We start from the raw sequence: 22,410 nt of genomic DNA, 5'->3' as shown, positions 1-22,410 counted from the left end.
TCCAGCTTTCACAACAACGTGCTCCTGTGGTTATGGGTCCCTGCGTTCGCAGGGACGACGAGCTACTTGCATTGCACTTCGCCGCGCCTGAGCTACGATGCTTCCAAATCAATAATGATTGGGAGACACCCGATGAGTTCACTCTCCAGCAAGCAGGGCCCCCGCTATCGGCACATCGTCGGCGAGAGCGAACCCTATGAGACCATCGGCGTCGAAAAGCTGACCCCGATCATCGGCGCGGAGATTTCCGGCGTCGACCTTTCAAGCTCGCTGTCGAACCGCACGATGGATGAAATCCATCGCGCTCTCGCCGAAAACCTCGTGATCTTCTTTCGCGACCAGCACATCACGCCGCAGCAGCATCTGGCGTTCGGCCGGCAGTTCGGTGAATTGCACATCCATCCGGCCGCGCCGCATGAGGGCGACGATCCCGCGTTGATGAAGATCTACGCCGACAAGGATTCACCGCGCGCCAATGGCGAGGGCTGGCACACCGACGTGTCCTGCGACGTCGAGCCGCCGATGGGCTCGATCCTCTACATCAGGCAGTGCCCGCCGCGCGGCGGCGACACGCTGTTCGCCAACATGTATGCGGCCTATGAAGCGCTGTCGGACCGCATGAAGGGCTATCTCGACGGGCTCACCGCGCTGCATGACGGCGAGCAGACCTATCGCGGGCTCTATGCCAATTACGGCGTGGCCGACCGCCCGGAATATCCCCGCGCCGAGCATCCGGTCGTGCGCACCCATCCGGTGACCGGCAAGAAGGCGCTCTACGTCAACCGCGGTTTTACGCGTTTTCTGATCGGCGTTCCCCGCGACGAGAGCGACGCGATGCTCGCCTATCTCTATCAGCACGCGGAAAACCCGCTGTTCCAATGCCGCTTCCGCTGGACCGAAAACGCCATCGCGTTCTGGGACAACCGCTGCGCCCAGCATCGCGCGATGTGGGATTACTGGCCGCATACGCGGTCAGGCACGCGCGTCACGGTGAAGGGCGAACGGCCGGTGTGATGAGCGCCGTAGGATGGGTAGAGCGCAGTGAAACCCATCATCTCACGCCGGGTACAAGTGATGGGTATCGCTTCGCTCCACCCATCCTACGAGCTGAAACGAAAATAAAATCGGGAGGTCACGCCATGCTCCGCGCCGAAGACAACGCCTTCCTGACCGAAAGCGGGGCGGGAACGGGGATGGGCGAATTGTTGCGCCGGTTCTGGATGCCGGTGCTGCTGTCGGCGGAATTGCCTGAGGCCGACGGCACGCCGAAGAAGATCGTCGTCATGGGCGAGGAACTCTTGGCGTTCCGCGACACGCGCGGCGTGGTCGGCGTTATCGATCAGTATTGTCCGCACCGCGGCGCCAATCTCTGGCTCGGCCGCAACGAGGAATGCGGCATCCGCTGCGTCTATCATGGGTGGAAGTTCGACACGTCAGGCAATTGCGTCGACATGCCGACCTCCTATCCCGATCTGAATGCAAAAGACCTGATCAAGATCAAATCCTATCCGGCGCGCGAATGGGGCGACATGATATGGGCCTATATGGGTCCGGCGGACCAGATGCCGGAATTGCCGGCGCTGGAAATGGCGCTGGTGCCGGCGTCGCATCGCTACGTCACCAAGAAATGGCAGGACTGCAACTGGGTGCAGGCGCTCGAAGGCTCGATCGATACTGCGCATTTCACCTTCGCGCATTTGAGCTTCGAGAAGGAAGAGAACGAGATCCTCGACATCAAGAAACATTTTGTCAATCCGCTCACACGGGTTGCGACCGACCATATGCGCTGGATCGCCGAGGACCCGCGCCCGGTAATCAAGATCAGCCCGCACGCGGCCGGCCTCACCGTCGCCGGCGGGCGTCTCACCGGGTCCGACAACATCTACTGGCGCATCGCCCAGTTCCTGATGCCGGTGCATGCCTATGCGCCGAGTTCGATGCCGGGTGAGAATATCTTCGGCCAGAGTTTTGTACCGGTGACCGATACCAGTTGCTGGATCTACACCTATGCGTGGAATCCGGAGCGGCCGCTGACGCAGGCCGAGCGCGACGGTTACGATCGCGGCAATGGGGTGATGTCGGAGGTCGACGAGAACTACATTCCGCTGCGCAACAAGTCGAACGATTATCTGATCGATCGCAAGCTGCAGAAGACGAAAAGCTACACCGGCATCAAGGGCGTCTCCGAACAGGACGCTGCGGTGCAGGACAGCCAGGGCCCGATCGCCGACCGGACGCGAGAGCATCTCGGCCCGACCGATTTGGGCATCATGCATTTCCGCAAACTGGTGATGGAGGCCGCCCGCGCGCTGCAGCAGGGCGAAGCGCCGCCGCATGCCCGGCATCAGGACCGCTACACCGTCCGCTCCGGCGCCTGCGTGACCAGCAAGACGAAAGACCTCACCGCCGTGATGATCGAGCGCTTCGGCGATGCGGCGGGGTTCGTCGGTGGAGGCGGGCGGAATGTTGCGGCGGAGTAGGGGGCGCTCTCGCTGCCGTCATTGCGAGCGCAGCGAAGCAATCCATGTCACGGCATAACGGATAGATGGATTGCTTCGTCGCTCCGCTCCTCGCAATGACGGAAAACTACAACGGAATCCTCCGATACTCCCGATTGCTCAAGCTCGCTTCCTCCAGATCGAGGTCGCGCTCGATCCGGCGCCTCGTCTCGTCGGTGATCTTGCCGTCGCGCAGCAAGGCGTGAATGAATTTCCGCTCCGTCGAGATCAGCTCGCGTGTCAGTTCGGTGCCGGCCGCCGAGGCGTCCTGCACGTCGGGATCGAACGAATCGGGCAACTGGTTGGTGCGGGATTCGTGCCGTGCGCGGAGCAGCTTGACGACCTCGTCGGTCAGTTCGCGGTCGTTGGTGATCGCATCGAGCGATTTGAGCGCGGCATCGAGCGCCTCGCGTCGCGCCGCGATTTCAGCTTCGTGCTCGGCGATGTGTTCGTCGCGGCCGGCCTGCGTCAACCCGAGCCAGCGCACCACGAGCGGCAGGCCTGACCCCAGGCCGACCAGGGTGATGAAAATGACGCCGAAGGAAACGAACAGGATCAGGTCGCGATGCGGGAACGCGTCGCCATTCGGCAGTGCAAGCGGCAGCGCCAGCGCCGCGGCAAGCGACACCGCGCCGCGCACGCCGGTGAAGGCGATCACGAAGGTGTTTCGCCAGGGAGGGCTGGGATCGCGCGCCCTCAGGCGCGGGTTCAGCAGGCGCGGCAGGTAGATGGCGGGAAAGACCCAGGCGAACCGCGCGACGATCACGATGACCGTGACCAGCGCGGTGGCGAACAGGATTTCGTCCAGCGGGAACGCCTTCGATTTCTCGAACAGCGAGCGCATCTGGAAGCCGGTCAGCAAGAACAGAAAACCCTCGACCAGATAGATCACGAGGTCCCAGAAGAAGATGCCCTGCAGGCGCGTCGCCGATGAGATCAAAAGCGGCCCGTTCCAGCTCATATAGAGCCCGCAGGCGACGGTGGCGATCACGCCGGAACCGCCGAGATGGTGAGGAATCCAGAAAGCGAGGTAGGGCGTGATCAGCGACAGCGTAATCTCGACCTGCGGATCGCGGGCGCGGTGGCGCATGCGCAGGCTGAGCCAGCCCACCGCGAGACCGAACAGCAACTCGCCGACGACGATGACGCCGAACGTGCCGGTGGCCTTCGGCAGCGAGAACATGCCGGTCAGGATCGCCGCCACCGCGAAGCGATAGAGGATCAGCGCGGTCGCATCGTTGACCAGGCCCTCGCCCTCGAGCACGACCAGGATCCGGCGCGGCATGCCGAGCTTGCGGGCAATCGCCAGCGGCGCCACCACGTCGGGCGGGGCGACGATGGCGCCGAGCAGAAAGCCGACGGTCCACGGCAGCCCGATCAGGTAATGCGTGGCGGCGGCGACCGCGAAGGTGGTGAAAATCACGCAGCCGACCGCCAGCAGCGTGATCGGACGGAGGTTGAACTTGAATTCACGCCAGCTCATGGCGACGCTGGCCGAATAGATCAGCGGCGGCAGCACCACCAGCAGCACCAGTTCCGGCGGCAGTTCGATCGACGGCATGCCCGGCACGAAGGCGAGCACGATGCCGACGAGCATCATCAGGATGGCCGACGCGACATTGATTCGCCGCGCCAGCAGGGCGGTCCCGGCCAGCACGGCGAGCAGGATCAAGAAGATCTGAAATTTGGCGTCCATGATCTCCCCAATTCGCAGGGAAACCCCTCGGACGTCAATCCGGTCGGAGGGGCCCGCGGACGGAGGAGGCTACCCGCGCAGATCGTAGCGGTAGGATTTTGAGACGATCTTCCAGCCATCGGAGAGCTTCATCGCCACCAGATAGTCGGTGAAATAGAGCGGCGGCAATTGGCAGCGCACCTTGATTAAGGCGGTGGATTCGTCCGAACGGTCGATGGCGACGATGAAATCCTCGCGCGGCTTGCCTTCGGCCTTCGCCGACGGCCGCTTGCGGAAGTAGTCCAGCCAGTCGGGCATGGCGAGGACCTTCAGCCTGCCTTTCTCCAGCGAGCGCAGGTCGGCGGAAGGGTGGAAGATCGCGCCGAGCTTGTCGACGTCGCCTTCGTAGACGGCGTCGAAATAATGCTGGATCACGGCTTCCACGGTCGAACGGTCGTAGCTCACGGATCGTTCCTCCTATGCAGGCCTAAGCAGCGGTCACTCGCGCAGATCGTAGCGATAGGATTTCGAGACGATCTTCCAGCCGTCGGAGAGCTTCATCGCCACCAGATAGTCGGTGAAGTAACGCGGCGGCAATTGGCAGCGCACCTTGATGAAGGCGGTGGACTCGTCCGAGCGGTCGATGGTGACGATGAAATCCTCGCGCGGCTTGCCTTCGGCCTTGGCTGACGGCCGCTTGCGCACGCGGTCCAGCCAGTCCGGCACGGTCAGCACCTGCAATTCGCCCTTCTCCACCCAGCGCAAATCGGCGGTGGGGTCGAAGATCGCGCCGAGCTTGTCGGCATTGCCTTCATACAGGCCGTCGAAATAATTCTGGACGACGGCTTCGACGCTCGATCGATCTTCGCTCACAATAGTCCTCCCCAGGATGCAGGATTGTTCGAGTTGAAGTAAGCCACGAACAGATGCATTGCGCTATGGATGAGTTCAAGACCGCAGCAGGGAATTGAATCATGACGGGTTCAGCGAATTCGAATGCTCGCATTCTGGCCGGAGAATGCTTCTGCGGGGCGGTACGTTACGCCGTGGCCGATTCATTCGAATATGCCCTCAATTGCCATTGTTCGAATTGCCGGCGGACAACCGGTTCGGCGTTTAAGCCGTTTGCCGGCATCGCGCGCGACAGGCTCAGCATCACCGCGGGTGACGACAATGTGATGATCCATGGCGACGATGCCGGCCATAACGCGCACTGCCGGCGATGCGGCTCCTTGCTCTATTCGGTGGTGCGCGATGGCGCCTTCGTCCATGTCGCGATGGGGACGCTGGTCGACGCTCCCTCGATCCGCCCCTCAGCCCACATCTTCGTGGGTTCCAAGGCGCCCTGGTTCTCCATCACCGACGATTTGCCGCAGTACCAGGGTCACGTTGTCTCGCGCTGAACGCCCGGATTAGGCGTAGCAATTGGCGGTCGAGGCCGGCCGGATGAGCCTGGCGTCAACATGACCTGCCGCGGTAACCCGTGGCCTGTTTGCCGGATTGGCGGTAAAATGGCGGCGCGATCCGGGTCGATGCGGTTCGTGACCCAACTCACAAAGCCGGCCCTATGCCCATGATAGGTATATCCGGTGCGAAAGTGCGAGGCTCCGGAAGCGTCATGATCAGGTCTGGATCTCTAAAATTGGATCGATGGGTGCTTGCCGCCGCGGCGCTGCTGGCGGTGTGCCAGCCGGCGTTTGCCGAGAAGCGCGTCGCCCTGGTGCTGGGCAATTCCGCCTACAGGAATGTCCCGCAGCTTGCCAATCCGGTTAACGACAGCGCCAAGATCGCCGCGACGCTGAAGGAGGCCGGCTTCGATGTCGTCGATTCCCGCCGCGATCTGCCCGCGGCCGAAACCCGGCGCGCACTGCGCGACTTCGCCGACCGTGCCCGGGACGCCGACATCGCCGTCGTCTATTACGCCGGCCACGGCATCGAGGTGGACGGCTCGAATTATCTGATTCCGGTGGATGCAAAACTGGAACGCGACACGGACGTTTACGACGAGGCCCTGTCGCTGGATCGCGTGCTGATCGCGATCGAGCCGGCCAAAAAATTACGGCTCGTCATTCTCGACGCCTGCCGTGACAATCCGTTCTCCAAGACCATGAAGCGGACCGTGGCCTCGCGCGCGATCGGGCAGGGCCTCGCCAAGGTGGAGCCGAGCAGCCCGAACGTGCTGATCGCCTATTCGGCCAAGGCCGGATTCACCGCGGCGGATGGCGACGGCCAGAACAGCCCGTTCACAGCAGCGCTGTCGCGCCATATCGCGACGCCGGGGCTCGACGTGCGCCGCGCTTTCGGATTTGTCCGCGACGAAGTGCTCAAGACCACCGGCAACCGGCAGGAGCCGTTTGTCTATGGTTCGCTCGGCGGCGAAGACGTGCCGCTGGTGCCGGCCCCTGCCAAACCGGCGCCCGCCGCGGCGGCGCCTGCGCCCGCGCTCAGCGCGCAGGCGGAAGCCCGCCGCGACTATGAACTGGCGCTTCAGCTCGGCAACAAGAACGCGCTCGACGCCTTCCTCATGCAATATCCCGACGGCTTCTACGCCAGCCTCGCCAAGCTGCAGCTCGACAAGATCGCCGCCGAGGAAATCCGCGTCGCCGCCACCGAGAAAGCGCGGCTGGCCGAGCAGGAGCGGGCGCGGCTCGTCGCCGAAGGCGCTCAGAGATCGGAGCAGTCGAAGGCTGATGCCGATGCCAGGGCCGCCGAGCAGGCGCGCATCGCCGCCGAAAAGGCCAAGCAGATTGCGCAGGACCAGGCCGCGGCGGCCGAACAGAAGCGCCTCGCGGCTGAAGCACCGGCGCCCGCCAAGGAACCTGTCAAGGAACCGGTCAAGGAAAAGGCCGTCAATCTCGCGGCCCTGCCCCCCGCATCGGCGCCAACCGACGTCACCAAATCGGTGCAGGCCGAACTGCGCCGTGTAGGCTGCCTGACCGGCGCTGCCGATGGCGACTGGAACGCGGCTTCGCAGCGCTCGCTGACGCTGTTCAACCGTTACGCCGGGACCAAGCTTGATGCCAAAGTGGCCAGCGTCGATACGCTCGATGTGATCAAGCTGAAACCGTCACGCGTCTGTCCGCTGGTCTGCGAACATGGCTTCAGGGCCGATGGCGACCGCTGCAGCAGGATCACTTGCGCCCAGGGTTCGGTGCTCAACGACGACAATGAATGCGAAAGGCGCCGCGCCAACAAGCCGGTGGCCAAGCGCGATACCGAGGATCGCCCGGAGCGTCCGGTGCGCGAACGGCCGCGGCCCGAGGTCAGCGCGCCCCGGCCTCAAGGATCGCCTCAGGCATCCGGCCGGGGATCTGGCCAGGTCGTATGCGATCAGTCCGGCTGCCGTTCTGCGAACGCCGGTTGTCGCGTCGAATTCAGGACGTTTGAGGCGGGCGGCCCATATCCAAGCGGCGGCAATATCCAGGTGTGCCGCTGACGCGCGCATAGCGTTTTCCAGCGAAGTGCATACCGGTTCGGTAGCAATCAAGTTTACGCAGATTGCGTAGACTTATCTGCGATAGAAAACGCGTCAAAACTAGGAATCTAGATCGCGCTCGCGGCGATATTGACCATCAGCGCGACCAGCGCGGTATTGAACACGAACGAGATGACGCCGTGCACGGTAGCGGTGCGGCGGATGATCTTGTCGGTAATCCCGACATCGGAAACCTGCGCGGTCATCCCGATCACGAACGAGAAGTAGACGAAATCCCAGTAATCGGCGTCCTCATGCTGGTCGCCGCTCGGAAACTGCAGGCCGCCAGGTTTGCCGCCGCGGTAATACTCATGCGCGTAGTGCAGCGAGAACGCCGTGTGTACCGCCGCCCATGACAGGGCGATGGTCACCGTCGCCAGCACAAGTCCCGGCGCGCTGCGGTTGGAGGCGCCGAGTTCGAACACGATGGCCGCGATGCTGGCAAACGCGCCGAGCGCCGTCAGCAGCAGAATCAGGAAACGGCCGTCGTCCTGCAGTGCCGCGTTGCGGCGGATGTGCGCCATGCCGCTGCGAAACACCATGGTGAAAACCAGCACCAGATACAGCGCAACGAAAATGTCCCAGCCGACCAGCAGCCGCGTTACCAGCCGCAGCGAGCCCGGCAGCAAGAAGAACGCGGCGATACCGACTGCGATCGCGAAGAAGGTGCGTGGCCGCCCATAGACCACACGGAGCAGAACCGGCTTTTTCCTGAACCGGTCGACGAACTCGTCGAGCTCCTTCTTCTGCGATGGCACGTCAGCTCTTGCGATCGGCGACGAAGCGCGACGCGGCCTTCAGCACGTCACCCTTGGCGCCGAAGATCGACAGCGCGGAATCCGCGCGCGCCAGCAAGTCGCGCACGCGCTGCTTGGCACCGTCGATACCGAGCTGGGTGACGAAGGTGGTCTTGCCGAGCGCGGCATCGGCGCCGGCGGGTTTGCCGAGGGCTGCGGCGTCGCCTTCGACGTCGAGCAGATCGTCGGCGATCTGGAACGCCTCGCCGAGCGCGCGGCCGTAATCGTCGAGCGCCTGATATTCCTGTTGCGTGGACTGGCCGAGGATCGCGCCTGCGATGCAGCCATAGCGGAGCAGCGCGCCGGTCTTCATCTGCTGCAGCCGCGCCACGTCGACCGGTTCGCGGTCGCCGAACCGGCCTTCGCCGGCGAGGTCGAGTATTTGTCCACCGACCATGCCGCCGATCCCCGAGGCGCGGGCGAGCGCGCGCGTCAGCAGCAGGCGCACGGTGGGATCCGGATGAATCTCGTCGCGGGTCACGATGTCGAACGCCAGCGTCAGCAGGCCGTCGCCGGCGAGGATCGCGGTGGCGTCGTCGGTCTTCTTGTGCAGCGTCGGCCGGCCGCGGCGGAGGTCGCTGTTGTCCATCGCCGGCAGATCGTCATGGATCAGCGAGTAGCAGTGAATGCATTCGAGCGCGGCGCCGGCCAGCAGCGCGGCGTCGCGCGGAACGCCGAACACGGCCGAGCTCTCGACCACCAGGAACGGCCGCAGGCGCTTGCCCCCGCCGAGGCTTGAATAGCGCATCGCGTCCATCAGCCGCTTCGGCCGCGCGATCTCGTCTGATAACAGCGTATCCGACAGCAGCTTCGCCAGCAGGGCCTCGGTATCTTCGGCGGTCTGATCCAATCGTTTGGTGAAATCGGCAGTGGCGGTCGTCATTTAAGAATGGCTCCAGATCAATTTTGCCGGACAATCGTTGATGGCACGGCGTCAGTCAATTCCGCTTCCCGGCTTGAGTCGCCTTAAAAGTGCTGGAAAACCCGCGAAAAATCATGGTGATGTCACCTATTAAGGGGTCTGTTGACCGATCCTTGAGCCGGCTGGGCTGAACCGGAAGCATCCGAATTTGCGCTTTGTCCGAATCTTATTGCTGATTTTGCTGGCGCTGCTGCTGTTGCCGTATCTGGTGACGCCGTTCTATCGCACCGGCCATCCGGTCTCGACGCTGATGGCCTGGCGCTGGCTCAAGGGCGCGCCGGTGTCGCGGCAATGGATCGATTTCAAGGCGATTTCGCCGTCGCTGCCGCGCTCGGTCGTCGGGTCCGAGGACGCCAAATTCTGCGCCCATCGCGGGGTCGATTGGAGCGCCCTGCAGGATGCGATCGAGGATCACGAAGAAGGCGAGGTGTCGGGCGGCGGCTCCACCATCACCCAGCAGGTGGCCAAGAACCTGTTCCTGTGGCCGGGCCGCAGCGTGGTCCGCAAGGCGCTGGAGCTGCCGCTGGCGATGTGGATCGACCTGGTGCTGTCCAAGCAGCGGATTCTCGAGATCTACCTCAACATCGCCGAACTCGGCCCCTCCGGGCAGTTCGGCGCCGAGGCCGGGTCCCAATACGCGTTCGGCCGTTCGGCTGCGACCCTGTCGCCGCGCGAGGCGGCCCTGCTGGCGGCGATCCTGCCCAATCCGGTCAGGCGCAGCGCCCGTAATCCCGGCCCGGGGGTGCGGCGTCTGGCCGGCACCTACATGGCCCGGGCCAATGCATCCGCGCTGCAGCGGTGCTGGAGCGAAAATCGTGCATTTTGAGCCAATTTTCGGCCGATTTAACCGTGGCAAACCCTAGCCATACGTCATCCCTTCCTCTATAAGCGCGGCCTTATCGGCATCGCAGCCCGTGCTTTGAAGCGCTGGGCGGTCCGCTACCCGGGACGATGCCCTCCGACAACACCCCTAGAGGACCGTTATGGCCGTTCCCAGAAGAAAAACATCGCCCTCGCGGCGTGGCATGCGCCGCTCGGCGGACGCCCTGAAGAAGCCGACCTATGCCGAAGACAAGGATTCGGGCGAATTGCGCCGTCCGCACCACCTCGACCTGAAGACCGGCATGTACAAGGGCCGGCAGGTTCTGAAGGCCAAGAAGGAATCCTGATCGGGCCCAGGCTTGGCGCGGCGGTTCAGCCGTGCCTGCCTGAATTCGGCCAACGGATGGGGTAAGACGGTTCCCGGTGGCGAAGCGCGATGCTTCGCCTTAGGAGCGTTCAAGTTTCCTTTAGTTAAGGCCTCGCCGATGTCCATGGTCGGATTTCCGCTGCTTCTGATTCCGCTCGCGATCTACAACATCATCGCCTTCCTGATGCCGGAAGTCGCTTTCAGCACGCCGCTGCTGAAGCTGATGCTGATGTCGGGCGTGGAATGGCAGGTGACGCTGAGCGACGTTCTGGTCGCGGTCGGCATCTTCCTGTTGATGTTCGAAGTCATCAAGGGCGCGCGTCCCGGCGCGAAATATCTCACCGACCATCTGCTGTCGCTGATCGTGTTCGGCGCGGCCGCTGCCGAATTCGTGCTGTGGCCGAAGTTCGGCACCTCGACCTATTTCCTGCTGACGTCGCTTGCGCTGGTCGATTTCCTGTCCGGCCTTGCCTTGCGTACGCGGCGGCGCGCGATCGTGGCGCCTGCGGTGTCCGCCAAGGGCGCAAGAAAACCTGAACCGAGACCTGAGCCGCAGGCCGAGCCGCCGGTGGCCGAGCCGAAACCCGAGCCTGCGCCGGCACAAGCGACAGTGCCGCCCGCGGCATCGGTCGCTGAATCAGTGTTGCTCGATCACCCGGAACCGGCGCCCGCACCTGCTGTCGCGCCCCATGCGGCTTCGCCGGAGGTCCCCTCGCCGGGGATACAGCCGGGTAGCGGTGCGACGCCGTCCCCGGACAAGCCGCCGCGCTGACCGGTCGTCGGATCAGATTTCTCGCTCAGATGACCTGTCGGGTCCGCCGTGCCACGCTGCGGCGTTCCTGGGGGTGTGCGCCATAGGCCGCCTGCGCATCCTCGATCGAGGCACGTCGCAAGCAGCGCGTTTGTGGGGCCTGGTCGGCGGTCGCGATCAGTTGAGTCAGAAAGGTCGGGTCGGGTCGCGCCATGGTCGCTTTCCGCGACCAGTGCACCGTTTGGGTCACCGGCACGAGCGCGACACAGGCCGGCGCGTCGGCGTCGGAGACGTCTACGTCCAGGATATCTTCTGATCGTTCGGTATCGAGCATCGCACTGAACCGGCTAAAACTGTCACGTTTTGGGACGTGACACCCTACTGCGATCAGCTCCTCGCAAGGCCTATGCCGATGCGTCCCGGTTGGTTCCCTCAAGGTTTGCGATAGCCGTAAAACGTGGTTTCCAGATTATTTATGAACTTTGCCTAGCCTCTGATTCGATAGAACCACTATCCTGAAGGTGCCAGAATCACCTTTGTCTGTCTTTGGGCTGTCCCGAATCGAGGCGACTTTGATGTCCGCTGTCCCGCAAGCCTCCAGCATCCTCGCTTCGCTCGGGCAGGCGACGTTCGTCTGGGATCTCGCCGCCGACAGCATCGCCTGGAGCGACAACGCCGCCTCGGTCTTTACCGACATCGCCCCGGAAGCGCTGGCCAGCGGCGCCGGGTTCGCCAAGCTGATCGAGCCGAAAGGGTCGATCCGGTCAGACGCGCTGGGTCACACGGCCCCGGCGCACGGCGGCGAGGGTGTCGCCTACCGGGTCGAATATGGCGTGCGGGCCTCGACCTCCGCGCCCGTGATCTGGATCGAGGAAACCGGCTGCTGGTTCGCCGGCGCCGACGGCAAGCCGGCGCGCGCGCAAGGCGTCGTCCGCGTCGACAATGAGCGCCGCGCCCGCGATGAGCAGCTCGTGCGGCTCTCGCGGCACGACCCGCTGACCGGCGAACTCAATCGCACCCATTTGGTCGCCGCGCTCGCCGAGGCGATCGAGGAAGCCGCGCGCTTCCGTTCGTCCTGCGCCTTCATGCTGATCGGCATCGACCATCTGGCGCGGATCAACGACGCTTTCGGCTTCGATGTCGCCGATGGCGTGATCGCGGAAGTCGGAAAACGGATTCGTGCGCGGCTCCGCGGCGGCGATGTGCTCGGGCGATTCTCCGGCAACAAATTCGGGCTGATCCTGCGCAACTGCACCGTCGACGACACCAATGTCGCGGCCGAGCGCTTTCTGGCCGGCATTCGTGACGAGGTGGTACCGACCGTATCAGGCCCAGTGTCGGTAACGGCGTCGATCGGCGCGATCAGCATCCCGCGTTACGCCCGCAGCGCCGATGAGGCCGTCACCCGCGCCCAGGAAACGCTGGATGGCGCCAAGAGCCGCCGCGCCGGATCATTTGCGCTGTGGAAGCCGAATGTCGAGCGCGACGCCCAGCGCCGCGTCAACATCCGCGTCACCGATGAAATCGTCACCGCGCTGAACGAGCGCCGGATCGTGACCGCGTTCGAGCCGGTGGTGGAAGCGCGTTCGCGCCAGCCGGCGTTCTACGAATGCCTGGTGCGGATGGAGCAGGACAACGGCCAGGCGTTGCTGGCACCGGATATCGTCCCCGTCGCAGAACGACTTGGCCTGATCCGGATGGTCGATCACCGCGTCCTGGAACTCGCGGTCGCCGAACTCGCGACGTCACCGAACGTGCAGCTCAGCCTCAACATCTCACCCGACACCACGATGGATCCGGACTGGTCGGCCTCGATCGAATCCCTGATGCGTGCGCATCCGGGCGTGGCCGAACGGCTGATCGTGGAAATCACCGAGACCGTGGCGATCCAGGATATCGACGACATCAGAGGCTTCGTCACCCGCTTAAAGAATTTCGGCAGCCGGATCGCGATCGACGATTTCGGCGCCGGCTACACGTCGTTCCGGAATCTGCGCAAGCTCGGCGTCGACATCGTGAAGATCGACGGCGCCTTCGTGCAGAACATCGCGCGCTCGGCCGACGATCGCGCCTTCGTGCAGACGCTGATCGATCTGGCGCGGCGGCTGCAGATCAAGACGGTGGCGGAATGGGTGCAGGACGAAGAGTCCGCGGTCATGCTGCGCGAATGGGGCTGCGACTACATCCAGGGCCGCCTGATCGGCCTCGCGTCACCGCAGCGGCCGTGGGCTGTGCCCGCCGAGACGGTGTTGCCGGCGGCGAGTTGAGCGGGATTGCTGCAGTTCATCGTCATGCCCGGCCTTGTGCCGGGCATCCACGTCTTAACGCGCTCTCAACGTGGATGGCCGGGACAAGCCCGGCCATGACGAATTAAGCTAGCAATCGCGCGAGCGCCGAAGCGCCTCACTCTTCCTTCTTCGGCTCTTTCGACATGCGCTCGAGGCGGTCCTGCATGTCTTTCATCTGACGGCGAAGGTCGTCGATATTGTCTTCGCTGGCCGCAGGCTCCGGCGCTTTCTCGGGTTCGACTGACGTCACGCCGCCGCGCGGCGGCACGAACGGCTTGAACATCGAGAAGGTCTGCTGAAACAGTTCCATGTTGCGGCGGACGTGTTCTTCGAGCGGCGCAAATGGCGTTCCCGAGAACGTGTTGGTGAGCTGCTTGCGGAACTTTTCCTGCTCGCGCGTCAGCGTGTCGATCGATTGTTCCAGATATTTCGGAACCACCATCTGCATGCTGTCGCCGTAGAAGCGGATCAGCTGGCGCAGGAACGTGGTCGGCAGCAGATTTTGCCCCGCCTTGTTTTCCTGTTCGAAGATGATCTGCGCCAGCACCGAGCGGGTGATGTCGTCACCGGTCTTGGCGTCATAGACGAGAAAATCCTCGCCATCCTTCACCATCGCTGCGAGATCCTCGAGCGTCACATAGGTGCTGGTGCCGGTATTATAGAGCCGCCGGTTAGCGTATTTCTTGATCGTGGTGGGTTGTTCTGACTTGGCCATGGCCATGGGGCTCACACATCCATACCGAGAGCGGGGAACCCGACGGCATCGCCGGCGGGCAGACGAGCAACGCAACGCAGCAAAGTAAGCATTTTCAATGCGGCTCGGCTACCGTTTTGTGCGGCACGGTTAATTCCAAGGCATGGGTACTGCTATGGAAACTGCCAAGGACGCTATTTTGAATGCGCCGCGGCGTGATTTTCCCCTCTGGCCGATTGACACACGATGCCTAGGTTAACAGGATGGTCCCAAGAGACAGGCCCGCCATCCGGCCGCCCGCCGTCGAGAAACCTCAAGCCCACAGGAGATGTCCATGTCAGACGATGTCGTCATCGTCAGCGCCGCCCGCACCCCGGTCGGCAGCTTCAACGGCGCGTTCGCCACCACCCCGGCCCATGATCTTGGCGCCATCGCCATCAAGGCCGCGCTGGAGCGGGCTGGCATCGAGCCGGGCCGCGTGTCCGAAGTCATCATGGGTCAGATCCTGACCGCGGCGCAGGGCCAGAATCCCGCCCGCCAGGCCTCGATCGCGGCCGGCATCCCGGTGGAAAGCCCGGCCTGGGGCGTCAACCAGCTTTGCGGCTCGGGCCTGCGCACCGTCGCGCTCGGCTATCAGGCGCTGCTCAACGGCGATTCGGAAATCGTCGTCGCCGGCGGCCAGGAATCCATGAGCATGGCCCCGCACGCGCAATATCTGCGCGGCGGCGTCAAGATGGGCGGCCTCGAGCTGGTCGACACCATGATCAAGGACGGCCTGTGGGATGCCTTCAACGGCTACCACATGGGCAACACCGCCGAGAACGTCGCGCGGCAGTACCAGATCACCCGCGCGCAGCAGGACGAGTTCGCGGTTCATTCGCAGAACAAGGCCGAGGCGGCGCAGAAGGCCGGCAAGTTCAACGACGAGATCGTCCCCGTCACCATCAAGTCCCGCAAGGGCGACATCATCGTCAGCGCCGATGAATATCCGCGCCATGGCGCCACCGTCGACGCGATGGCCAAGCTGAAACCCGCCTTTGAGAAGGACGGCACCGTCACCGCAGGCAGCGCCTCCGGCATCAATGACGGCGCCGGCGTGGTGGTGCTGATGACCGCCAAGCAGGCCGCCAAGGAAGGCAAGAAGATCCTCGGCCGCATCGCGTCCTGGGGCCAGGCTGGCGTCGATCCCAAGATTATGGGCACCGGACCGATCCCGGCTTCGCGCGCCGCGCTGAAGAAGGCCGGCTGGAACATCGCCGATCTGGACCTGATCGAGGCCAACGAGGCGTTCGCGGCGCAGGCTTGCGCGGTCAACAAGGACCTCGGCTGGGATACCTCCAAGGTTAACGTCAATGGCGGTGCGATCGCGATCGGCCATCCCGTCGGCGCTTCCGGCGCCCGCGTGCTGGTGACGCTGCTGCACGAAATGCAGAAGCGCGATGCCAAGAAAGGCCTCGCCACGCTGTGCATCGGTGGCGGCATGGGCATCGCGATGTGCATTGCACGCGACTGAACTCGCGACTGAACTAAAGGCAGACAGGATGCGTTGTTGATGAAAAGTTCATCTGTCAACCACGGCTCAAATCGATAAAACTGAAATGCCCGGTCTTGCGCCGGGCATTTTCATCTCTGGTGCGTTATCGAGTGAGAAAACGCGCCGCACTTTGAAGAGCAGGCTTCGTCAAAGACCGGGACAATTCCGGCTCGTAAAAAGACCACCAAGGAGGACTACGCATGGCACGTGTTGCATTGGTTACGGGGGGCACGAGGGGCATTGGTGCTGCGATCAGCAAATCGCTGAAGGCAGCGGGCTACAAGGTTGCGGCGAGCTATGCCGGCAATGACGCCGCGGCGGAGAAATTCAAATCGGAGACCGGCATTCCCGTTTACAAATGGGACGTCAGCTCGTTCGACGCTTGCGCTGACGGCGTCAAGAAAGTCGAGGCCGATCTCGGCCCGGTCGACGTGCTGATCAACAATGCCGGCATCACCAAGGACGGCGCCTTCCACAAGATGACGCTCGATCAGTGGAACGCGGTCATCAACACCAATCTCGGCTCGCTGTTCAACATGACCCGTCAGGTGATCGAGGGCATGCGCGCCCGCAAATTCGGCCGCGTCATCAACATCTCCTCGATCAACGGCCAGAAGGGACAGTTCGGCCAGGTCAATTACTCGGCGGCCAAGGCCGGCGACATCGGCTTCACCAAGGCGCTGGCGCTGGAGAACGCCAAGGGCGGCATCACCGTGAACGCGATCTGCCCCGGCTACATCAACACCGAAATGGTGCAGGCGGTGCCCAAGGACGTGCTGGAGAAGAGCATCCTGCCGCTGATCCCGGTCAATCGCCTCGGCGAGCCTGAAGAAATCGCCCGCGCGGTGGTCTTCCTCGCCGCCGACGAGGCCGGCGCCATCACCGGCTCGACGCTGACGATCAACGGCGGGCAATACATGGTGTGATGTGACGTAGTCATTCCGGGACACGCGGTAACGCGTGGACCCGGAATCTCGCGATTCCGGGCTCGGTCGCCCGCAGCCACAACATATCAAGAAGTCGTCATGCCCGGCCTTGTGCCGGGCATCCACGTCTTTACAACGACGTTAGAAAAACGTGGATGGCCGGGACAAGCCCGGCCATGACGGAAAAATCTCGCACCGGCCAAGATGACTCCCCGTACCGCCACACTTATCGGACTGACCGCGATCATGATGTGGTCGCTGCTGTCGGTCCTGACGGTTGCGACCGGAAAAATTCCGGCGTTTCAGCTCGCGGCGATGACGTTCGCGATCGGGGCGGCGGTCGCTTTCATCAGCTTCATCTGGCGGCCCGCGGCCTTCGCCGCGTTACGGCAATCGCCGACCGCGTGGGTGGTCGGCGTCGGCGGGCTGTTCGGCTATCACGCGCTGTATTTCCTGGCGCTGCGCTTTGCGCCACCGGCCGAAGCCGGGCTCATCAATTATCTCTGGCCGCTTTTGATCGTGCTGTTCTCCTCGCTGCTGCCGGGCGAGCGGCTGGCGGCGCATCACATCATCGGCGCGCTGCTCGGTCTTGCCGGCACGGTGTTGCTGTTGTCAGGCAATAGCGGCGGCGGTTTTGCGCCGGCCCAGATTCCGGGACTGGCGGCGGCCTTCGTCGCGGCCTTCGTGTGGGCGGCCTATTCGGTGATGTCGCGCAAGCTCAAGGCGGTGCCGACCGACGCGGTGGCAGGCTTTTGCCTCGCCACCGCGCTGCTCGCGGCCCTCGTCCATGGCCTGGTCGAGACCACGGTCTGGCCTGCAACGTCAGGGCAATGGCTTGCCATTATCGCACTCGGCGTCGGTCCGGTCGGCGCTGCGTTCTTTACCTGGGACATCGGCATGAAGCGCGGCGACATCCGTGTGCTCGGCGCGGCGTCTTACGCGACGCCATTGCTCTCGACCGCGTTCCTGATCCTCGCAGGCTATGCCACGGCGAGCGCCACGATCGCGATTGCCGCAATCCTGATCGCCGGCGGCGGCCTGATCGCGGCCAAGGATATGGTGTGGAGAAAAAGACCGTAGGATGGGTGGAGCGCAGCGATACCCATCATCTCACCGCACGGATGCAATTGATGGGTATCGCGGAGCCTGTCATCGGGCGCGCATTCGCGCGACCCGTTGGCTCCACCCATCCTACGAAGGCTCCCAATCCTTCGGCGCCATCTCGAATGTCGCAAAATCGAATCCCGGCGCCACGGTGCAGCCGACCAATGTCCAGTCGCCGGTGCTCTCGGCGGCCTGCCAGGTGTCGGGAGGCACGGTCGCCTGCGGCTGCTCGCCGGCGGCGAGGTTCGGGCCGAGCCTGAAACTCCATTGCCCGTCATCGTCGGCGATTTTCAACGTCAGCGCGCTGCCGGCGTAGTAATGCCAGACCTCGACGGCATCGATGCGATGCCAGTGCGAGCGCTCGCCGCGCGCCAGCAGGAAATAGATCGCGGTGGACCGCGAGCGGCCGTTCGCATCGGTGCGGGAATCACGAAACGTCTCGCGATAATGCCCACCCTCCGGATGCGGCTTCAGCTCGAGCCGCGCGATGATCTCGGCGGCACTTGTCTCGGCAGTAATTGCCGGGAGCGTCATCAGGACTTGTTCTTGCGTTCGCGCAATTCGCCGAACACGTCGGCGGCGTTGGCGCCCTTCATGTGCAGCTTGGCGGCGACCGACGGCTCGTCGGCGCGCAGGAATACGTTGGCCTTCTTCTCCTCGCCGAGCAGTACCGGAATGGTCGGCTTATTCTCCGCGCGCAACTTCGTGACTTCCGCGGCACGCGCGACCAGCGCGGCATTGTCGGGCTCGACCGTGAGCGCGAATTTGACGTTGGAGGCGGTATATTCGTGGCCGCAATACAGTTTGAAATCATCCGGCAGCGCGCGCAGCTTCAGCAGCGAATCCCACATCATGGGATAGTCGCCTTCGAACACCCGGCCGCATCCGATCGAGAACAGCGTGTCGGCGGCGAACAGCGCTTTTTCGCTGTCGAACACATAGGAGATGTGGTCGAGCGTGTGGCCGGGCGTTTCCAGCACGCGCACCAGGAGGCTGCCGACCTTGATGACGTCGCCATGGGCGGCGCGCAGATCGACATTGGCGATCGCGGCGGATTTGTCGTGCGGGGCGACGACGCGGCAATTGTACTTATGCTTCAGCTCGGCGACGCCGCCGACATGGTCGTGGTGGTGATGGGTGATCAGAATATCCGTCAGCGTCCAGCCTTCGCGCTCCAGCGCCTTGAGGATGGGGCCGGCTTCCGGCGCGTCGATCGAGGCGGTCGCTTTGGTCGCGGGATCGTGGATCAGATAGCCGAAATTGTCGTTGAGGCAGGTAAAGGTGCGAATTTCCGAAGCCATGGTATCTCCACGAACAGTATGAGTGATTTCTTGCCTGAGCATGATTTCTTCGGAAAACCGGGGCCCGCCCCGCCATCGAAGTACGGGGCGCGCCTTTCCCGATCAAGCTCTAACACGCCACATATGGGCAGGAAATATGGCGTTAACGCTCCTGCGGCAATGCAAATTTCCGCACCCCGCGGGGAACAGCGGCGTGATAGATTGAACTCATGACCATCGACGTGATCGATCTCCGCGATTTCTATTCGCGCCGCCTCGGCATCGTGGCGCGGCAGCTGATCAATCGCGGCATCCGGGCGCGATGGCCTGATGCGGACGGGCTTCGCGTGCTTGGGTTGGGTTATCCCACGCCCTATCTCGGCCTGTTTCGCGAAGATTCCGAACGCTGCATCGCGTTCATGCCGGCGCAGCAGGGCGTATTGAAATGGCCGACGGCGCGGCCGGCGCTGGCGACCCTGATCGATGAATTCTCGATGCCGCTACCGGACGCTGCCGTTGATCGCATCCTGCTGGTGCATGCGCTGGAAATGTCCGACGATCCGGAACGTTTGCTGCGTGAGGTGTGGCGTGTGCTGGCGCCGTCGGGGCGCCTGATTGCGGTGATTCCCAATCGCCGCGGCGTGTGGACCCGCACGGATAACACGCCGTTCGGTCATGGCCGGCCCTATTCGCGCGCGCAGATCACGCAATTGCTGCGGCAGACCTGGTTCACGCCGACGGCGTGGGGCGAGGCGCTGTTCCTTCCGCCGGTCGGCAAAGGCTGGTTCCTGCGTTCGGCGATGGCGTGGGAGCGCGTCGGTGCGGCGCTGTCGCTGCCGTTCGCCGGCGTGCACATCGTGGAGGCGACCAAGCAGGTCTACCGTGCGATTCCCGCGCATCGCGAACGCACGCGGCTGATTCCGTCGCTGCAGCCGGTGCTGGTGCCATCGTCGACGACGGCGACGCGGGCATGAAAAAGGGCGGGCATGCTTGCGCGATGCCCACCCTTTGAAACTGCCTGTGCGCAGCTCACGCGTGCGCTAGTTACTCATTCCCCGGATTGAAATCTTCGCTCGGGACCGGCGCGGCGGCTGCGTTGTCGGGACGCGGGCCGTGCGGCCGGCGGCGCCGGCGCGGGAAACGTTCACCGCCGCCATTGCCTTCGAAGGCGCCCGGCGCGGCGTTCACCTGCGGCTGCGGCCCGGTGATGAAAGACGGCAGACGGTCGACGCCGCCGGTATCGGCAATCACCGGCTGCGGCTGGGGCTGCGGCTGATATTGCGGTTGCGGACGATGTTCGCGCTGTTCGCGATGATGCTCGCGCGGCTGCTGGTCGCGGTCGCGCGGGAAGGGTTGCCCCTCACGCGGCTGGAAATCGCGCTGCTGATTGTTCTCGCGGGGCACAAACGGCTGTTGCTGCTGCGGCACGAAGCCCGGCTCCTGGCCGAAATGGTTGAAGTTCTCGCCCTCTTCGTCGTGCTCCTCGGCCGGCATTTCGTTTTCGGTGCGCGGCTGCGGCTGGTTCTGCCGGAATTGCTCCTGGGCGGCAGCGATCAGGCGGAAATAATGCTCGGCGTGCTGGTAGTAATTCTCGGCCGCAACCGGGTCGCCGGATGAGCGCGCGTCACGCGCCAGCTGGACGTATTTCTCCGCTACGTGGGAGGCGGTGCCGCGAATCTTGATGTCGGGTCCGTTCGATTCGAACACCCGGGTCATCGGGTTTTGACCGCGCCGGTTATTATTATTGTTGTTATTATTGTTGTTATTATTCCGGTTACGCATCCGCTTGTTGTTCTGACCGTTTCTCATGTCTCGCCTTTATTCCAGCCCTGAAGTTATGCCGTTGCCGTCGTAGCCTCACCGGACCGGGCACACGACTGTGCGCACCGATTCACGGTGTCGTTCAAATTCATGACGTCGATTTCGCCAACCCTCGCGTTCAACAAGGACGCGTTCCCCAACCGCCGGCGTTCACAGCCAGCCGGACCAAATTACTTAGCCTGCCAAAACCAGCCCAACAGAAACACGCCCGACCGAAACAAGCTCAACAGCCGCTGGAGCACAGGCTCTACGTAACTGTTTTGCGTGACTGTTTCTTGCGTAGGTATTCAAGCGCAATATCAGGCTTTCGTTCGCTTTGCGGTCGAGAGCAGCACAGCTCAGGCTATTGCGCTCGATTGGACCTGCGTTTTGGAACCTTTCACTCGGCGGGCTCTCGTTTCGAGAACTCAGGCCCCCACCCGTTATTACGGGGGCGGCAACCCTGGACCGATGTTGTGACCGGAACGTAGTCGCTCCCGGGCAATATTCCAAGCGGTTTTTTTGCGTTCCAATAGGGCCTTATCGGGGCATTTTGCCGCCCGCGACCGCCCTCGGAATGCCCGCCAGATCGGCTTTGGGGGCGCCTGCCGGGATCAGCCCCGCCGCCGCCATCAAGGCCTGGATTTGCCCGCTTTGGCCCTCCCCGGCCTCCACAACCAGGGCCGCACCCGGCGCCAGAAGGGGGGCGGCCTGGGGGATCAGCGCGCGGTAGGCATCCAGTCCGTCGGCGCCGCCATCGAGCGCCGCCAGCGGGTCATATTCCCGGACATCGATGGCGAGACCGGCGATGTCAGCCGAGCGGATATAGGGCGGGTTGGACACGATCAGGTCGAACGACCCGGTCAATCCGGAGGCGTAATCGCAGCCGATGAACGTCGTCCGATCAGAGAGCCCTGCCGACGCGGCATTGGTATCGGCGGTCTGCAGGGCGGCTGGCGAAATGTCGGTGCCGAACCCGTGCGCGTTCGGCAGCTCCGACAACAACGCCAGCAGGATCGCCCCGGAGCCGGTGCCGAGGTCGGCGATACGCAATTTGCGGCCGAGCGCGCCGCCGGCACGCAATAATTCCAGCGCCAGCTCGACCACCGTCTCGGTGTCAGGCCGCGGCACCAGCGTCGCAGCCGAGAGCTCTAGCGGCAGGCCCCAGAATTCCTTGTGGCCGACAATACGCGCGACCGGCTCGCCTCGCAGGCGACGCTCCGCGAAATCTTCCAGCCGCAGTGATTGGTCTGCCGTAAGTTGCCGCTGCGCGGCCGTGATCAGGCCGGTGAGATCAAGGCCAAGCACCGCGCCGACCAGCAACCGCGCATCGAGTTCGCTGGATTCGATCGCATCGGATTTGAAACGTGCGGTGAGTATGCGCCGCGCGGCCTCGACGGTTTGTCCGGCGAAGGAATCCGTCATGCGGTATCCTCGCGCCATCCGTCGTCCCCGCGAAAGCGGGGACCCCCAGCGT

Annotated in this window: 23 protein-coding genes; 12 read left to right on the top strand and 11 right to left on the bottom strand. The window is 63.7% G+C overall.

What is annotated here, in order from left to right; all coding sequences use genetic code 11:
• Positions 1-132: 132 nt before the first annotated feature.
• Together JQ575_RS25200 and JQ575_RS25195 are read left to right on the top strand one after the other, a co-directional pair.
• Positions 133-1,014 (top strand): TauD/TfdA family dioxygenase, encoded by an 882-nt coding sequence (locus JQ575_RS25200; protein ID WP_212035837.1) that lies wholly within the window; start codon positions 133-135, stop codon positions 1,012-1,014.
• 125 nt (positions 1,015-1,139) lie between these two features.
• Positions 1,140-2,480: a Rieske 2Fe-2S domain-containing protein gene (locus JQ575_RS25195; RefSeq protein WP_212035836.1), complete on the top strand. Its 1,341-nt coding sequence runs from the start codon at positions 1,140-1,142 to the stop codon at positions 2,478-2,480.
• Positions 2,481-2,586: 106 nt separating this feature from the next.
• Here JQ575_RS25195 and JQ575_RS25190 read toward each other — a convergent pair whose 3' ends face one another.
• The 3 genes from JQ575_RS25190 to JQ575_RS25180 all read right to left on the bottom strand — a co-directional run bounded on the left by JQ575_RS25190 (position 2,587) and on the right by JQ575_RS25180 (position 5,046).
• The gene (locus JQ575_RS25190; RefSeq protein WP_212035835.1) at positions 2,587-4,194 is read right to left on the bottom strand and encodes a Na+/H+ antiporter; all 1,608 of its coding nucleotides are present in this window, start codon (positions 4,192-4,194) and stop codon (positions 2,587-2,589) included.
• Between the two features lie 69 nt (positions 4,195-4,263).
• Entirely contained in the window at positions 4,264-4,638 is a 375-nt protein-coding gene (locus tag JQ575_RS25185; RefSeq protein ID WP_212035834.1) for a nuclear transport factor 2 family protein, read from the bottom strand.
• Between the two features lie 33 nt (positions 4,639-4,671).
• Positions 4,672-5,046: a nuclear transport factor 2 family protein gene (locus JQ575_RS25180; RefSeq protein WP_211998201.1), complete on the bottom strand. Its 375-nt coding sequence runs from the start codon at positions 5,044-5,046 to the stop codon at positions 4,672-4,674.
• A gap of 101 nt (positions 5,047-5,147) precedes the next feature.
• On the opposite strand from JQ575_RS25180, the gene JQ575_RS25175 reads away from it, so the two are divergent.
• Both JQ575_RS25175 and JQ575_RS25170 read left to right on the top strand, forming a co-directional pair.
• On the top strand, positions 5,148-5,576 hold the full coding sequence (locus tag JQ575_RS25175) for a GFA family protein (protein ID WP_212035833.1): 429 nt from the start codon (positions 5,148-5,150) through the stop codon (positions 5,574-5,576).
• Between the two features lie 215 nt (positions 5,577-5,791).
• Entirely contained in the window at positions 5,792-7,609 is a 1,818-nt protein-coding gene (locus tag JQ575_RS25170) for a caspase family protein (RefSeq protein WP_212035832.1), read from the top strand.
• 107 nt (positions 7,610-7,716) lie between these two features.
• On the opposite strand, the gene JQ575_RS25165 is transcribed toward JQ575_RS25170, so the two are convergent.
• On the bottom strand, positions 7,717-8,406 hold the full coding sequence (locus JQ575_RS25165) for a DUF1345 domain-containing protein (protein WP_212035831.1): 690 nt from the start codon (positions 8,404-8,406) through the stop codon (positions 7,717-7,719).
• A 1-nt stretch (position 8,407) separates the two neighbouring features.
• The gene (locus tag JQ575_RS25160; protein WP_212035830.1) at positions 8,408-9,328 is read right to left on the bottom strand and encodes a polyprenyl synthetase family protein; all 921 of its coding nucleotides are present in this window, start codon (positions 9,326-9,328) and stop codon (positions 8,408-8,410) included.
• 187 nt (positions 9,329-9,515) lie between these two features.
• Here JQ575_RS25160 and mtgA point away from each other — a divergent pair, with 187 nt between their 5' ends.
• The 3 genes from mtgA to JQ575_RS25145 all read left to right on the top strand — a co-directional run bounded on the left by mtgA (position 9,516) and on the right by JQ575_RS25145 (position 11,328).
• A complete protein-coding gene (mtgA, locus tag JQ575_RS25155; protein WP_212035829.1) occupies positions 9,516-10,193 on the top strand; it encodes a monofunctional biosynthetic peptidoglycan transglycosylase in 678 nt (225 codons plus the stop codon).
• Positions 10,194-10,350: 157 nt separating this feature from the next.
• A complete protein-coding gene (gene rpmF / locus JQ575_RS25150) occupies positions 10,351-10,536 on the top strand; it encodes a 50S ribosomal protein L32 (protein WP_027540899.1) in 186 nt (61 codons plus the stop codon).
• 144 nt (positions 10,537-10,680) lie between these two features.
• Entirely contained in the window at positions 10,681-11,328 is a 648-nt protein-coding gene (locus JQ575_RS25145; protein ID WP_212035885.1) for a hypothetical protein, read from the top strand.
• Positions 11,329-11,353: 25 nt separating this feature from the next.
• Here the strand turns inward: JQ575_RS25145 and JQ575_RS25140 are convergent, their stop codons facing one another.
• Positions 11,354-11,641, bottom strand: a complete 288-nt coding sequence (locus JQ575_RS25140; protein ID WP_249166884.1) for a hypothetical protein — start codon at positions 11,639-11,641, stop codon at positions 11,354-11,356.
• A gap of 241 nt (positions 11,642-11,882) precedes the next feature.
• On the opposite strand from JQ575_RS25140, the gene JQ575_RS25135 reads away from it, so the two are divergent.
• Positions 11,883-13,574: a bifunctional diguanylate cyclase/phosphodiesterase gene (locus JQ575_RS25135; RefSeq protein WP_212035828.1), complete on the top strand. Its 1,692-nt coding sequence runs from the start codon at positions 11,883-11,885 to the stop codon at positions 13,572-13,574.
• Between the two features lie 136 nt (positions 13,575-13,710).
• On the opposite strand, the gene phaR is transcribed toward JQ575_RS25135, so the two are convergent.
• The gene (phaR, locus tag JQ575_RS25130; protein WP_212035827.1) at positions 13,711-14,310 is read right to left on the bottom strand and encodes a polyhydroxyalkanoate synthesis repressor PhaR; all 600 of its coding nucleotides are present in this window, start codon (positions 14,308-14,310) and stop codon (positions 13,711-13,713) included.
• 313 nt (positions 14,311-14,623) lie between these two features.
• Here phaR and JQ575_RS25125 point away from each other — a divergent pair, with 313 nt between their 5' ends.
• From JQ575_RS25125 to JQ575_RS25115, 3 genes are all read left to right on the top strand, one after another.
• The gene (locus JQ575_RS25125; protein ID WP_211998211.1) at positions 14,624-15,802 is read left to right on the top strand and encodes an acetyl-CoA C-acetyltransferase; all 1,179 of its coding nucleotides are present in this window, start codon (positions 14,624-14,626) and stop codon (positions 15,800-15,802) included.
• 221 nt (positions 15,803-16,023) lie between these two features.
• Positions 16,024-16,749, top strand: coding sequence for an acetoacetyl-CoA reductase (phbB, locus tag JQ575_RS25120; protein ID WP_212035826.1), 726 nt, complete (start codon positions 16,024-16,026; stop codon positions 16,747-16,749).
• 204 nt (positions 16,750-16,953) lie between these two features.
• Entirely contained in the window at positions 16,954-17,829 is an 876-nt protein-coding gene (locus JQ575_RS25115) for a DMT family transporter (RefSeq protein ID WP_212035825.1), read from the top strand.
• A 111-nt stretch (positions 17,830-17,940) separates the two neighbouring features.
• On the opposite strand, the gene JQ575_RS25110 is transcribed toward JQ575_RS25115, so the two are convergent.
• Together JQ575_RS25110 and gloB are read right to left on the bottom strand one after the other, a co-directional pair.
• The gene (locus JQ575_RS25110) at positions 17,941-18,387 is read right to left on the bottom strand and encodes a cupin domain-containing protein (protein ID WP_212035824.1); all 447 of its coding nucleotides are present in this window, start codon (positions 18,385-18,387) and stop codon (positions 17,941-17,943) included.
• A complete protein-coding gene (gloB, locus tag JQ575_RS25105; protein ID WP_212035823.1) occupies positions 18,387-19,154 on the bottom strand; it encodes a hydroxyacylglutathione hydrolase in 768 nt (255 codons plus the stop codon). The genes JQ575_RS25110 and gloB overlap by 1 nt, the downstream gene beginning before the upstream one ends.
• A 209-nt stretch (positions 19,155-19,363) precedes the next feature.
• Between gloB and JQ575_RS25100 the strand changes: the two genes are divergently transcribed.
• A complete protein-coding gene (locus JQ575_RS25100; RefSeq protein ID WP_212035822.1) occupies positions 19,364-20,107 on the top strand; it encodes a methyltransferase domain-containing protein in 744 nt (247 codons plus the stop codon).
• A gap of 70 nt (positions 20,108-20,177) precedes the next feature.
• Here JQ575_RS25100 and JQ575_RS25095 read toward each other — a convergent pair whose 3' ends face one another.
• Together JQ575_RS25095 and prmC are read right to left on the bottom strand one after the other, a co-directional pair.
• The gene (locus JQ575_RS25095; RefSeq protein WP_212035821.1) at positions 20,178-20,942 is read right to left on the bottom strand and encodes a DUF4167 domain-containing protein; all 765 of its coding nucleotides are present in this window, start codon (positions 20,940-20,942) and stop codon (positions 20,178-20,180) included.
• Positions 20,943-21,473: 531 nt separating this feature from the next.
• A complete protein-coding gene (gene prmC / locus JQ575_RS25090) occupies positions 21,474-22,358 on the bottom strand; it encodes a peptide chain release factor N(5)-glutamine methyltransferase (protein WP_212035820.1) in 885 nt (294 codons plus the stop codon).
• Between the last annotated feature and the right edge of the window lie 52 nt (positions 22,359-22,410).

This window comes from Bradyrhizobium sp. JYMT SZCCT0428 (genome assembly GCF_018131075.1).
In the GTDB taxonomy this organism is placed as follows: Bacteria; Pseudomonadota; Alphaproteobacteria; order Rhizobiales; family Xanthobacteraceae; genus Bradyrhizobium.
Note: the sequence above shows the minus strand (reverse complement) of the source record. Positions and strands in the feature narration are given on the sequence as shown.

Excerpts from the sequence above, each read along its gene's own strand:
- JQ575_RS25200 (WP_212035837.1), top strand. The coding sequence starts at position 133 with ATGAGTTCACTCTCCAGCAAGCAGGGCCCCCGCTATCGGCACATCGTC.
- JQ575_RS25195 (WP_212035836.1), top strand. The coding sequence starts at position 1,140 with ATGCTCCGCGCCGAAGACAACGCCTTCCTGACCGAAAGCGGGGCGGGA.
- JQ575_RS25190 (WP_212035835.1), bottom strand. The coding sequence starts at position 4,194 with ATGGACGCCAAATTTCAGATCTTCTTGATCCTGCTCGCCGTGCTGGCC.
- JQ575_RS25175 (WP_212035833.1), top strand. The coding sequence starts at position 5,148 with ATGACGGGTTCAGCGAATTCGAATGCTCGCATTCTGGCCGGAGAATGC.
- JQ575_RS25170 (WP_212035832.1), top strand. The coding sequence starts at position 5,792 with ATGATCAGGTCTGGATCTCTAAAATTGGATCGATGGGTGCTTGCCGCC.
- JQ575_RS25160 (WP_212035830.1), bottom strand. The coding sequence starts at position 9,328 with ATGACGACCGCCACTGCCGATTTCACCAAACGATTGGATCAGACCGCC.
- rpmF (WP_027540899.1), top strand. The coding sequence starts at position 10,351 with ATGGCCGTTCCCAGAAGAAAAACATCGCCCTCGCGGCGTGGCATGCGC.
- JQ575_RS25145 (WP_212035885.1), top strand. The coding sequence starts at position 10,681 with ATGGTCGGATTTCCGCTGCTTCTGATTCCGCTCGCGATCTACAACATC.
- JQ575_RS25140 (WP_249166884.1), bottom strand. The coding sequence starts at position 11,641 with ATGCTCGATACCGAACGATCAGAAGATATCCTGGACGTAGACGTCTCC.
- JQ575_RS25135 (WP_212035828.1), top strand. The coding sequence starts at position 11,883 with ATGTCCGCTGTCCCGCAAGCCTCCAGCATCCTCGCTTCGCTCGGGCAG.
- phaR (WP_212035827.1), bottom strand. The coding sequence starts at position 14,310 with ATGGCCAAGTCAGAACAACCCACCACGATCAAGAAATACGCTAACCGG.
- JQ575_RS25125 (WP_211998211.1), top strand. The coding sequence starts at position 14,624 with ATGTCAGACGATGTCGTCATCGTCAGCGCCGCCCGCACCCCGGTCGGC.
- phbB (WP_212035826.1), top strand. The coding sequence starts at position 16,024 with ATGGCACGTGTTGCATTGGTTACGGGGGGCACGAGGGGCATTGGTGCT.
- JQ575_RS25115 (WP_212035825.1), top strand. The coding sequence starts at position 16,954 with ATGACTCCCCGTACCGCCACACTTATCGGACTGACCGCGATCATGATG.
- JQ575_RS25110 (WP_212035824.1), bottom strand. The coding sequence starts at position 18,387 with ATGACGCTCCCGGCAATTACTGCCGAGACAAGTGCCGCCGAGATCATC.
- gloB (WP_212035823.1), bottom strand. The coding sequence starts at position 19,154 with ATGGCTTCGGAAATTCGCACCTTTACCTGCCTCAACGACAATTTCGGC.
- JQ575_RS25100 (WP_212035822.1), top strand. The coding sequence starts at position 19,364 with ATGACCATCGACGTGATCGATCTCCGCGATTTCTATTCGCGCCGCCTC.
- JQ575_RS25095 (WP_212035821.1), bottom strand. The coding sequence starts at position 20,942 with ATGAGAAACGGTCAGAACAACAAGCGGATGCGTAACCGGAATAATAAC.
- prmC (WP_212035820.1), bottom strand. The coding sequence starts at position 22,358 with ATGACGGATTCCTTCGCCGGACAAACCGTCGAGGCCGCGCGGCGCATA.